The organism is Lacrimispora sp. YZC11 (assembly GCF_057543815.1).
Genome location: NZ_BAAJYQ010000014.1, coordinates 243,240 through 256,929 on the forward strand (window position 1 = coordinate 243,240; position 13,690 = coordinate 256,929).

General features: G+C 45.9%; 6 protein-coding genes and 1 other annotated feature. All 6 genes read right to left on the minus strand.

Features of this window, described 5'->3' with window-relative positions; genetic code table 11:
- Positions 1–162: 162 nt before the first annotated feature.
- A complete protein-coding gene (locus AC27IJ_RS14925) occupies positions 163–1,029 on the minus strand; it encodes a carbohydrate ABC transporter permease (protein WP_312502307.1) in 867 nt (288 codons plus the stop codon).
- Positions 1,029–1,964, minus strand: coding sequence for an ABC transporter permease (locus AC27IJ_RS14930; RefSeq protein WP_312446885.1), 936 nt, complete (start codon positions 1,962–1,964; stop codon positions 1,029–1,031). The genes AC27IJ_RS14925 and AC27IJ_RS14930 overlap by 1 nt, the downstream gene beginning before the upstream one ends.
- An 18-nt stretch (positions 1,965–1,982) precedes the next feature.
- The gene (locus tag AC27IJ_RS14935; protein WP_312446882.1) at positions 1,983–2,525 is read right to left on the minus strand and encodes an HAD family hydrolase; all 543 of its coding nucleotides are present in this window, start codon (positions 2,523–2,525) and stop codon (positions 1,983–1,985) included.
- 130 nt (positions 2,526–2,655) lie between these two features.
- Positions 2,656–5,775: an alpha-mannosidase gene (locus AC27IJ_RS14940; RefSeq protein WP_487149579.1), complete on the minus strand. Its 3,120-nt coding sequence runs from the start codon at positions 5,773–5,775 to the stop codon at positions 2,656–2,658.
- A 303-nt stretch (positions 5,776–6,078) separates the two neighbouring features.
- A complete protein-coding gene (tyrS, locus tag AC27IJ_RS14945) occupies positions 6,079–7,302 on the minus strand; it encodes a tyrosine--tRNA ligase (RefSeq protein ID WP_312502312.1) in 1,224 nt (407 codons plus the stop codon).
- Positions 7,303–7,341: 39 nt separating this feature from the next.
- Positions 7,342–7,598: a binding site (T-box leader), on the minus strand.
- 88 nt (positions 7,599–7,686) lie between these two features.
- Positions 7,687–13,683, minus strand: coding sequence for a fibronectin type III domain-containing protein (locus AC27IJ_RS14950; RefSeq protein ID WP_487149581.1), 5,997 nt, complete (start codon positions 13,681–13,683; stop codon positions 7,687–7,689).
- Positions 13,684–13,690: the final 7 nt, after the last annotated feature.

A 13,690-nucleotide genomic window follows, 5' to 3' on the forward strand; every position in this document is an offset into this window, starting at 1 on the left:
TCTTCTCTTCCCATATTTATTAGTCAATCGGATATTCGCAATCCGCTTCGCTACTTGCTCACAGTGTGCCCCGCTTTATCGGGCACAAGTAAGTCCCCACCCACCACTTATGCCTTTCCGGCCTTGAAGTGGGGGACTTACTTGACGAGGTTAAAATAATAATCAGCCTTTTACTGCACCAAGCATAATGCCCTTTGTAAAATACTTCTGTATAAACGGATAGGCAATAATCATTGGTGTCATAGAAATCGCAATGCTTGCTGATTTTATGTTATCAGCAACCAGTTGTGATGCAATCCCTTCTTCCTGGGATATCTTAACTGATTCAATCAGCTGTTTTAATACCATCTGAACCGTGTACAGCTTAGAAGTGTTTACATAATAAAGAACGTCACTCAATCGGTTCCATCTGCCTACTGCATAAAACAGAGCGAGTGTAGCCAATGTCGGATAAACCAAAGGAATCGCTACTCTAAATAAGGTCTGAATCTCATTACAGCCATCAATCTTTGCCGCTTCATAAAGTGAGGAGTCTAATCCCTTGAAAGCGGTACACATTATGATCATATTATACGCGCTGAGTGCCTCCGGGATGAGCAGAGCCCATACGGTATCAATCATCTTAAAATCCTTCACATTCAAATATTTGGGGATGATTCCCGGATCCAGATACATAGTCACAACAAACAGGGCCATAATGATTGTTCCGCCTTTTAAATTCTTCTTCGAAAGTGGGTATGCCGCCATGATTGTCATGATCATGCACACAGCCGTAGATCCCAGCATCAGAAAAACGGAATAAATAAAGGAAGAGGCGAAACTTCCGCTTCGAAATGCCCTGACGTAAGCTTCCGTCGTAAACTGTACCGGATATAAAAAAACCTTTCCGCTCAGAATTGCATCTTTGGAGCTGAAGGACATGGATATAACGCGGAGGATCGGTATCAGCGCAATAATACTGATTGCTGCAAAAAAAGTATTCCAGAAAAACTGAAACCGGCGTTCTGTCTTGCTCTTTAATTCTCCCATTACATAATTCCCTCCTCTCCCATTTTTTTGGAAACTTTATTAACCGATAGAATCAGGATAATTCCCACCACTGACTGGAACAATCCAACTGCAGTAGCAAAATCAAAACGTCCTGCCTGAAGGCCAACGTTATAAACATAGGTACTAATAACATCTGAAGCACTCTTTACTAAAGTATTTCCCATCATATAAGGACGGTCGAAATCAATAGATACGATTTTTCCAAGCTGCATGATGAGCATGATAGAAATCGTTGGTCTGATCTGCGGTATCGTAACATGGGCAATTCTCTGAAGCCTTGTAGCACCGTCTATATACGCTGCTTCGCCTAATGACGGATCAGTCGCTGTCAGTGCTGCCAGAAAAATGATCAGAGAGTAACCTGCTGACTGCCAGACACCTGAAAACCAATACACAAAACGCCAGACAAACGGAGAACTTAAGAAGTTCACTTCTGTAAATCCTGCTCTCCGGATCAGATCATTGACAAGACCACTCGCGGAAAACAGCTGTGTAATAATACCTGCAATAATAACCCAGGAAAGAAAGTGAGGCAGATACAAAATTGTCTGCGTAGCTTTCCTGATATGTATGTTTCTGATCTCAAAAAGGAATACAGCAATAAAAACTGGAATCGGAAATCCAATCATCAAATCACCTGCGTTTAAAATCAGGGTATTTTTCAATGCATTCCAGAAATCCTTTGATCCAAAGGCTTCCTTAAAGTTCGCAAGACCAACCCACGGACTGTTCCAGATACCGGCAAATACATTAAATTTCTTAAAAGCAATTATGCCTCCGATCATTGGCTTATAACGGAACAGAAGCATATAAATTACCGGAATCAGAAGCATTAAGTAAAGCTGCCAGGTATTGCGCAGATATACCTTAAACGGGATCTTTCGCACCTTTCCCTTTGTTGTTTTTTCTTTCATATTATCCACACCTTCTTTCTATACGCTCCCGTCTTTTATAAGCTCTGCCTCCAGTCTTTCTACCAGAGCCAGAAGTCCTTTCGGTTCATGGACGGTATAGTCCGGCGTTTCCCATTCATCAGCCGGAATCATATCATAACGTGGAGACCAGTCAATAAGAATAGAAGTAATTCCAAAACGGTTGGCTCCTGCAACATCCTTTCTCACATTATTTCCAATCATAACCACCCTCTTTTTGTCTTCTTCTGTAAGGTGATTCTTCTCCATGGCGTCCTGAAACATCCGTTGGGAAGGTTTCTGGATCCCGACTATCTCGGAAATTGTTCTGGTGTGGAAACAATAACCAAGGCCGTTTTCTTCATAAACATTGGTGAAGGACTGTTCTTCTCCATCCGCCACCATGGCAATGACATAACCGGCATCGTAAAGGGCTTTTAGAGTCTCTCCTGCACCGGGTATCAATTCTGCGTGAACTACAATACCATCTTCATTGTGGATTTCGGTACCTTCGTCAATAATTGTATCTCCACTGTCTGTAAAAATGATTAGTTTTTTTGGCATCTTTGTTAACTCCGTATCAAGTTTTGGTGTTTTCTTCTTAAAGCTGATGAAATCATTATAATATTTTGGTCACATTGTTGCTATGCGTAATTTGTTTTTATCGAAACTACCTTATTCGCATTTTTTGCGTTTATGGAACCAGCCGAAGGGTTTTAATCTCAAAAGGAGCGAAATGCAAGAGTATCTCACTGCAATTTTCATGCAGATTCACTGGAACAGTTTTTCCGCCTTCCAGGTTCTCCTCCATGGTAGTTTCCCACACTTTGCTGATTTTAAAGCTAGCCGTCACCAAACAGGAGGTATGTTTTCCTAATGCTTCATAGTATCTTAAAACCATATGATTTTCGCCGTCTTCTGCCATCTTCACCGTCTCCAAAATCACATTTTCTGCTGAGATCCGGAAAAATTCTTTTTCTCCGGTACCTTTCCCCCAAAATGTCAGGGGGCTGTTTAACTGCATCCCTTCCCTTACAACTCCGCTTTCTGTAAAATTCCTGCTATCTATATAGAAAGAATAAGTAAATTCCTGTATTCCTTTATCCGCATGCATATCCGGCCATACAGGAGACTTTAAAAGAGTCAGTTCTATAGAATTGCCACTGGTGCTGATTCCATATTTGGAATCATTGAGTACTGCTGCGGTCCTTCCCGGTTCCGTCATAGCAGTATACCGGTGATTGCATACCTCATAACGATCTGCATCGTAACGGCGGTTTTGATGGGTTGGGCGTTTAACATACCCAAACTGGATTTCTTCCAAAGCTTCTTCCGTTCGGATATTAATCGGGAAAGCTGACTTCAGCAGCTTATGAGTTTCCTGCCAGTCAATGACCGTAACAAAATCAATCCGCCTGCTGTTATAGGATAATGCAATTCTCTGCATCAGAGAGGATTGGTGAATCATCCGCTTTACCAGAAGCACCACTTTAAGCGGCCCTCTCTCCTCAATGGTGAGCACCGCCGTATCCCCCAACTCTACCGGTACATTCTTATAGAAGGAACTTATCTCCCAAGCATCATAATCCACATTAATATCCTGATACAGGAAAAACTGGTTTGCAATCCCATCGACATAGTCGATTTTTGTTTCCTGATCTATAACACTCCTCACCTGACCAAGACCGTCAACAATAACCTTGGCCAGCCCGTTTTCCAGAACAAACCAACCATCTTGTTCATAGATCCGGCATACCTTTTCTTCTGAAATTCCGGAATTTCCATAAGCTGTTTGGGTCTGCCCGCCAAGATCGGTATAGCCACAGGAAGGAACCTTCACAGGAATCAGCAGCCTGTCTCCGATTTTCTGGGTCACAGGGAATCTTCCGCTCCGAACCAAACGATCTCCATCTTTGGCCGGAATCTCCACCAGTTCCTCCCGCTCCCAGGATAAAGAATTGAATATTAAGACACCGTCATCCTCTGATCCTGTAATCTGCTTTCTTGCTTCTACGTAAAAACCAAGTGCTTTTTCTCCGATGGATTTTAACGCTTCTCTGGCATCCTCATATACCCTGGTAATGGAGGTTCCGGGAATGATGTCATGGAACTGGTTAAAGAGCAGCACTTTCCATAAAGATTCCAGCTCTTCCCTCCGGTTTTTTCCGCTTTCTGTGAAGCATGCGATGGAATTTAAAAGTTCTGCTTCTCGGAGCTTCCGTTCTGTCAGCCGGTTTTCTTTCTTGATCCACGCCTGGGTTGTGTAGGTTCCCCTATGCCAGGGCAGGTAGAGTTCCCCTCTGTAAACCTCCGTTACTGAACCTTCCTCTTCCAGCCTTTGAAAAAAATTAACAGGGCTTTCCATGTGGGTGCGTGGGGCTCCTTCTAAATCCTTTACACGCCTTGCTACTTCTGCCATTTCTCTGGTGGCACCGCCTCCGCCGTCACCAAATCCGAAAGGAAAGAGAAAGGAATCAATATTCTCCTGCTGAACACGATCCTCCCGCCATCTCTTGATTAATTCAAGGGGATCCAGCCTGGCATTATTCTCTTTATAAAAATGAGTTAAAATTCTGGTACCGTCAATTCCTTCCCACCAGAAATTATTATAAGGAAATACATCACAGCCTTTCCGTGCCCTGGCTATCTTCTGAGTCGTAAAGTAGCGGATTCCGCAGCCTTTCATGATCTGAGGCAGCTGTCCGTTAAAACCAAAGCAGTCCGGAAGCCAAACCATGACACTTTCTTTTCCCAGCTCTTCTAAAAACCACTTTCTTCCGTAAAGGCACTGACGGATCAGGCTCTCTCCGGATACCAGATTGGTATCCGATTCCACATACATCCCGCCTTCCGGTATAAATGATCCATCCTCGACCTTCTGAAGAAGACGTCCGTACAGCTCCGGATAATTTTCTTTTACATTTTCCATAATGGGAGGTTCACATAAAAGGAATTTGTAATCTTCATATTCTTCGGACAAAGCAATTTGTGTAGACAGGGTTCTGACGCATTTTCGTTTTGTTTCCTCCCAGGGCCATAGCCAGGCCAGATCCAGATGGGATTGTCCAAATATGGTAAACTCCGGTGCAGTTGACCCATTGACGCAGGAAAGCAGCGGCGCCAGTTCTTTTCTTGCCTTACGAAAGGATTCATCCCGTGCTTCCCGGTCCAGCTCAAAATCTGCCAGAAAGGTAAATTCCAAAAGTCCCTGGTTTACTTTCATAGCTCTTAAAGACTTGGGATCAAGCCCTTCGGAAAGCTTGTAAAGGGTATGTACATCCATGAGAAGCTGAAATGCATCTTCATTCCAGATACCAAAATCCGAAGCGCCAATCTTTACCTGAAACGGCGGAGGTTCGGGAACCGCAATACGCCAAGGTGGGCATGGTCCCCCCTTTTCCAATCTTGGACCATGCCCAGCATAGCTTTCTGCTACCACAAAAAAACGCTCACCTGCATTCGCGCAGCGGGTCAGTGTAATTCCGTCGTGTTTTAAATCTTTTGAACCTGCTGCTTTTCCATTCACCCAGATCAACATCTCCCCACCTACCTCAGAATGAAGGAAAATCCGTTTTCCCTCCGCCTCTTTGGGCAATACAATCTCTGTCTGAAACCAGCCGTATTCCCATTTGGTTCCCCATGAAGTCCCCTGGGGCATTGGATAAAAATCCTGCTTTATTGCTTCCTCATAAGTGAAATGCTGTTTCGTCGTAAATCCAGTAAATGCCACATCATCAAGCTTATAAAACAAATGGTCTTTTAATTCCTCAATCCATATGTTTATCCGTCCGTTTCGTTCTGCTGCAAGCACCATCTACATATCCCTCCCTAGTATAGTACAATCTACTTTCCTTATTATACGTTATCTCATGGGCGGGTAACTACGCAATGTTTGTCAAGTTGCCGTAGAACATTTGCATTTATTGCAAATGTTCTACATGAAAAACTTTAAAGTCATTTATACGAATCAAAAGACGGCGTAGAAAATTATAAAATCAGGCAATGCTTATGAAAGTACGCAAAAAACAGGGCATGCATTTCTGCAAGCCCTGTTCTATCTTGAAGAGGTGTGAAGTTTTAGCTGAATAGCATTGATCTTTCAACAGCCACTTTTTTATTATTTTACAATTACTCTTACAAATTTTTTCTTACCGCGTTTTACGATCATCCCATCTCCGGAAAACTGTTCTTTTGCAAAAACGGCTTTCACGTCGGAAACAGTTTCGCCTTCTACAGTTACTCCTCCCTGTTCCACATTGCGCCTTGCCTCGGAACGGGTAGGAGCTAAACCAGATTTCTGAAGAATGGACAGGATGTCAATACTTCCGTCCGTAAAATCTGCCTCTTCCAGCTCACAGGTCGGCATATCTGCCGCATTGCCGCCGGTAAACAGCGCTCTGGCACTCTCTCTAGCTCTTTCTGCTTCCTCTTCCCCATGAACCAGATTGGTCAGCTCATAGGCAAGAATTTCTTTTGCTTCATTTAACTGGCTGCCTTCCCAGCCGTCCATCTCGTTAATCTGCTCGATAGGAAGGAAGGTAAGCATGCGCAGGCATTTTAACACATCCGCATCAGCAATGTTTCTCCAGTACTGGAAAAAGTCAAAAGGAGTAGTCTTTTCCGGATCAAGCCATACAGCGCCGGACTGGGTTTTACCCATCTTATTACCCTCGGAATTTAATAGCAGGGTGATGGTCATAGCATGTGCATCTTTTCCCAGCTTCCGGCGAATCAGCTCTGTACCGCCAAGCATATTGCTCCACTGGTCATCTCCGCCAAACTGCATGTTACAGCCGTAACGGTTAAACAGCTCATAGAAGTCATAGCTCTGCATGATCATGTAGTTGAATTCCAGGAAGCTTAAGCCTTTTTCCATACGCTGCTTATAGCATTCTGCGGTCAGCATACGGTTGACGGAAAAATGGGGGCCGACCTCCCGAAGAAAATCGATGTAATTTAAGTTCAGCAGCCAGTCCGCGTTATTAACCATAAGAGCTTTTCCTTCCGAAAAGTCTATAAAACGGCTCATCTGCTTTTTAAAGCAGTCACAGTTATGCTGGATTGTTTCCACTGTCATTACCTGCCGCAAGTCGCTTCTTCCGGAAGGATCTCCAACCATACCGGTTCCGCCTCCGATCAGGGCGATGGGCTTATTACCTGCCTCCTGAAGACGCTTCATTAAGCACAGGGCCATAAAATGACCTACATGAAGGCTGTCGGCCGTGGGATCAAATCCGATATAGAATACGGCTTTTCCTTCATTTACCATTTTGCTGATCTCTTCTTCGTTGGTCACCTGGGCGATCAGGCCACGGGCTTTCAATTCTTCATAAATCTTCATCATCATTCTCCTTTTTCATAAAAATAAGCCCCGTCCTATCAAAAGGACGAGGCTGAAGTCTCGTGTTACCACCTTAAGTTTATAAACAGCTCACGCTGTCCACCTCTTTGAGTACCTGATGCGATACTCTAGCACAATAACGGGTGCGGGAATCCGTCGCAGCCTACTTGGCTTTTTGGCCGTTGGGTGCGAAGCTCAAAGATGTATTCGCAATCCGTATTCCACGCGCCTCTCATCTGCCGGCTGCTTTCTGTGTGGTCCTTCGTACTGCTACTTGTTCTTATCAACGCTTTTACTTGTTTATGAAGTTATTGACTAGTATATGTTGTTTTGTTTTATTTGTCAAGAGTGGTTTTTTTATTTTTTTTATGTCTGGTCATGATCTTATTTTACCCAGGCTCCATTCTCATCAACCCGGTATCCGTCCGGCGTGATCGTATTCATCAGGCATTCTCCTGACTGATTCAGATAATACCATTTGTCATGGACATTGATCCAGCCCACCGCCATAGATCCGTCAAGGTTCATGTAATACCATGTTCCGTTCCACATCACCCAGTCTGTTTTCATTGCACCGCTCTGGTCCATAAAATACCAGATTCCGCCGACTTCATTCCAGCTGGTGGCCATGTAACCGGTCAGTCCAAAATAGTACCATGTTCCGCTGACCTTTATCCACTCTTCCTTCGGATACGATCCATCCTGTCTTTGGAAGCGCCAGCCTTCTCCAGTCTTTTTCCAGCTTCCCTTTGTTTCATCGGAGCGTTTTTTTATGCCATAGTCTCTGTCTGAGTCAGAACCGCCGCCGGTATTCTTTCCCGGTACAGGCTCAGGTTTTGGCTCAGGCTCAGGTTTTGGCTCAGGTTCCGGTTTAGGCTCAGGTTCCGGTTCTGGCTCCGGTTCCGGATCATTGATTCCCGGCAGATCCGCACCTGCACCTGCCCTCCTTATGACACTGTCCTTTGCCGGACGCAGGAAATCGCCGAATACGATTCTTCCATTAACTCTGCTAAAGCATTCCGCCGGATTCAGGGAAAGGAAGTTATCGGATGTTATGGCATTCATTCCGTTCTGATATAAATAATTATTGCTTATTTCTCTGGCTGCAATTTTATCATCGTATACTTTATCAAGGGAGGCACTGTAGGATGCGGTTCGATATGATACATTATTTACCACAGTGCCGTCGGCTGTTAAATTTCCGTCTGAATCTGACTTATAAGGACTGGGGCGCATGATGATGTTAAAACGCCGGTTATCAAAGGAGGTATTATTTTCGATGATCAGTTCTCCCGGATTAAAATTATCTGTAATTCCATCCAGATTATTGTGGAATGCCACACTGTTTCTTAAGATGTTCCTGACCTCCCGGCCTTCTCCTCCCAGCTTGAATCCATTGTTCCCATTATTATATGCCACACAATTTTCAATAATGGTCCTTCCGTTGGGGCCGTCGGACAAGGTATTGTACAGATCCCAGCCATCATCCGCATTATCATGAGACACGCAGTTTATAAAGCGGTTATCATCGCCGGAACAGGATTTTGAAGCAAATCCGTCGGCATTGATCCTTGAGCCGTCAATGTTTTCATAAGACTCACAGTTTTCAATCAGGTTATAGGAGGGCCACAATGCCCTGCTGCCCCGTGACTTTGTGATCGTAAGGCCCGCATCACTGGAAGTGTTGTGGATCAGGGAATCTTTTATCACATTGTGACTGCCGTGGATCATCACGCCTCTGCTTCCTTCCACATTCTTACCGTCCACATCAAGACCTGTTACATCCCAGTAATCGGAATCCAGAACAAAGATCTTTCCGCTTCCTGCTATTTTTACTGCTCCTCTTGCAGTCAGGGCTTTCCTGGCATCTTTATTTCCGGACGAACTGAGGGGAATCTGGAACGGTCCGTACGTTCCTTCTGCCATGTAGATCGTTCCTCCGGGAACCAGTCTGTTTATCGCTGACTCCATAGACATGGGCGCCTCCATGGTTCCGGCTCCGGAGTCGCTTCCGTCAGGTGCCGCGTATAAGTCATTCCCATAGCTTTCCTTTTTCACGCGGAAGGTCTGCACCTTCTCTTTTCCTGCATCAGCACCTTCGTTCGGTACAAAACTCAACTTGAATTCTGCCTCGTCTCCTGTGATGACAGCCTGGCAAATGAACTGGACCCCTCCTGTGACTTCCTTATTTGCCGCAATGACCGCTCCATCCTGGCTTACAATCATACGGCCAGACTGATTGGTAAGAGCTGAAACCGTATAAGCAGGGCGATTGGTATAGGCTGCAGATGCCACATAAAGTGACGCAGATTCATCGTCTGGGGCAATATAAGCCGGTGACTCATCCGCCTGTTCTACATCGCTTAATACCAAGGAGATATTTTTCACCGACATACGGGCATTTCTTGCGGCAAAGAATCCCACGTACATGGTATCTTTATCCAGATGAGCCACAATGTTGGGGGTGACATTTTTGTCCGTAAAGGTATAGGTGCTGACCACATTACCCTCATCATCAAGATGGGAGGCCTTAAACCCTTCATCCGTCCGCTCCAGACGAAGCTTCATCTGGGTCCCATAAAAATTGGACGAATAGGGGGCACCTTCCGGCGCATATTTTTTATCTGCTTTTGATACGGACTTTTCAAAGGTTGCCGTAGTTTTTACTGACTTTAAATTTCCTGCCGGACTGTTAACTCCATAGCGGGCTGCCGCCAGCAAGTTTAAATCCGCATTCAGTGTTTTTCCTGCTGATCCTGCATGAAGTATTACCATATTTGAAGCGGCCGGATATTCCTCATAACCTTCTTCTAAGGGATCCTTTCTGGGAGAGCCGTTTATATCGCGGACCATAAGACCTGCGCCCTCCTGCTGGTTTGGATTGGTTCCGTTCTCTGGTCCCATTTGCTCTACGGTGACATCTGCGGTCAGACTGAAATTCTTATTGGTAGGTACCTCTGCATAATAAAAGGTCAAACCGTCATGTCCTGCCTGCAGCTTTCCGCCTCTTGATTCAATCACAACATCCTGGACCGGTCTTCCTTCCATACCCAGAGGTTCACCGGAACCTACCGGCCAGGTGTAGTTGACCCCCACTTTATTGTCCAGCACATTGGAACTGAAGTTTAAGTCTGTGGATTGCCCGAATGCCGAGGATCTCCAAAGGACTTCCGCCTCCGGTCCGTTCCAGTTTCCTGCCGGGCCGCTGTTGGTCCAATGGAACGGCCCGCTTCCATTCAGGGCTTTCCACCAGCGGTCTGCTGCTTCTACACGGAATGTGTGATGCTCCGCCGGATCCAGTCCTGTCACCGTAAAGGACGTATCCTTCGTGGTATAAGCGTCGTTGACATGATTAAAGTAATCCCCTTCGGTTGTATACACGGGCTTTCCATCTGCATAAACACGGTATGCGTAGATACCTGATTCATCCTCCGGTTCGTTCCATGAAAGGATGAAATCATTGCCGGATAAGGATACCTTTAATCCACTGCTTTTCCATACCGGCGCAAGGTAATCATAAGCCCTGGTTGTTTTTACGGTTTCCTCCTCGTACTCATAAATCTGGTCCGAGTCCGTAAACGCTTCCAGATATACATCGTTTTTCTCCTCCAGCATACGGCCGATGGTCATGCTGATCTCTCCCGCCTCTGGTTTTTCAAGCTGGTAATTATAAACGGTAGCCGCAAGCTCGCCGTTTACATAGGCATGATAACCCCGTATTCTGGAATCCGCCACCTTCGCGGATTTGAATTTGGCAGTTCCCCATGTGTACCCAATTCCGCTGAATGTGATTTTACCATCTGCCGGTTCTTTGACTTCCGGGTCTTCTCCTCCTGATGTAGTCCAGTCATATAGGAGCCCCAGCACCTTATTTCCCGGAGCATCGACTGCATATATCTTAAACACATAGGTCATATCAGGGGAAAGTCCTCCCAGTTCACAGGAAGTGCCGGTCACAGGCTTTGTTACGTCGATCAATTCATCATTTAAGTAGGTTTCAACGATATAGCCTGTGATTCCTCCGCTGCCGGTCTCCTGTTCCCCGTCTTCTGCCGCAGGCCATTTTAGCTTCACTCTTCGTTCAGATCCGTTCCTTGAGGCTTCCGACGCACTGGCGACCGTCAGAACATCATCCGGCCATACCGGCTTTGCCATGGCATCATAGGAGACGGTGGACTGGGTCGTGGTTCCCGTAAAGCTTAAGTCATTGCAGAATTTAACGGATCCCCATGCCTTGTAATCAGAAGCTGCCGCGTCATTGTCTTTTTTCTCAATTCCCCTCCAGTTCATGACCACGTTGTGGAAGACGGCATTGGAAACACCCGCCAGCGATTCTGAGCTTTTTGCCAGGGACGGTTCAATGTTGGTAAACGTAATATCCTGGAAATACAAATCATGGTGGGTATGCCATGGCTGGAACATCTTTCCATAATCCACAGATGCCGTTATTTCGAACGTATTCTTTGTAATGGTATCCGCCGTAATATTGTACGCGTCAATCTCATAGAACTCCGCCGGCTTATCTGCCGGTTCTACCGTTACGGCCTGATTGGCGTCGGAGTAGGAGGTACTAAAAGTAAATACCTGCTGGGCATCCCCTACGGCGCAATCGCGGATCAGAATATCAGATACCCCGCCGCCGTTTACAGGAGCGCTTTTGAAGCGGAACGGCATATCACTGTGGTTTAAGACATTATCCTCCACCAGTATCTCCCCAATGCCCGCTCCGGTGTGGCTGCCTGCTGCAATGGCACCTCCATGGCATTCACGGAGAAAATTATTAAAGGTCCAGATATTGCTTGACGGCCTCTGTTCCGTATCCTGCACGCCCTTGCCCATACCGGTGGCAAAATTGACCGCATCATCGCCTGTGTCGAAGAAATTGTTAAAAACCATTGCATCCTGGGTATTGCCAAGCTCGATTCCGTCCCCATTGTTTGCATCGTATGTAATGTACTTTACATTTTCAGAAACTACATGTTCACTGTCAAGGACCGCAATCGTATGGTTTGCAGGATTTTCCACTGTGATTCCTTCGATATAAACTCCATTCACGCCCCGGAGAACGATCAGATTTGGCCTCATGGCATAAGCTTCACTGTCGTTAAGCCCCTTTCCTTTTCCCATATCAAAGGCGCTCTTGGCCAATATGCCAAAATTGCTGCTTCCGGAAACCTTGCTGTTGCTTCCTGCCACCCAGTTCTTCAGCGCATATTTTTGAAACTCTGCTTTTGTCCAGTCAGGATCACCGCTTTGTCTTTTCTGAAAAGCAGGGGAATAACCATCTCCGCTTATGGCGCTGCCGGAACCATATTTCCACCCGTTTCCATAAACCGTGCCTTTTCCCACAATACGGATATTTTCAAACAATCCGTTTTCATCTGCGCTGTAGGCATTGATCAGGGCCCAGGACCTGGTATCGGTAGAATAAGGGTATAAAAGATAGTTCTGATCATAGTGGCCCACATTGGGCGAACCAAAGAGAACTGCTCCCTTTTCCAGTTCCAGGGTCATGTTGCTCTTTAAATACAGAGAACCGGACATATAGATTCCTGACGGAATCACTACCTTTCCGCCTTCGCTGCAAGCATCAATGGCGCTCTGGATAGCCCTTGTATTCTTTGCAATAAAGGCATCTGTATCTTCATCACTGGAAGTAAAACCTGTTTCCACCGGCTCCGCTCCGTAATCCCGGATATCAAATACTTCCGGCGTCCCAGTTGTAGACCAGATGACCGAGGCCCTGTCCCCCAACTCTGCCCCATCTGCATCCACTGCCGCAACGGAAAAGGTATAACTGGTATCCGGTGTGAGCCCGTCCGCCCGGAAGGTATGGATATCTGCCTTTACCATATCTATCTCCCGGGCATCATAATAACCGTAAAAAGCGTTCATATATGTACTGGCCCAATCCGCATACTTTGCAAAATTGCTTCGTGCATCTCCTATCTTTACTTCATCACAGTATATATTGTAATTTGCCACATCCCCGTAATTCTCCGGCTTGTCCCAAACCAGAGTAATGGATGTATCATCATAAGCAAGCTTAAGTACTCTTACATTTGTTACATCATAGCTTCCTTCCGATCTGCTGTAACGGCTCTCACCCGTCAGTGAAAGCTCTGCATTGGATGGAGAGGCAGCCGCAACCGATGGCGTAGCCATTGTCTCCAGAACAGAGACATCCCCGTATGCCTTAGAAGCATCGGCATTGGATGGCGTGGCCGCCGCGTTGGACGGCGTTGCTTCCTTAATGCCATCCAGAGCTGAGGATAACTCTGCATAAGCAGTCCCCCCACCGGATGCTGCAAACTGGGGCAGCATTGCCACGGCAAGGAATACAGCTAATGCCTTCCTGCACCGCTTTAATAAAGCATTCATTTTTGTT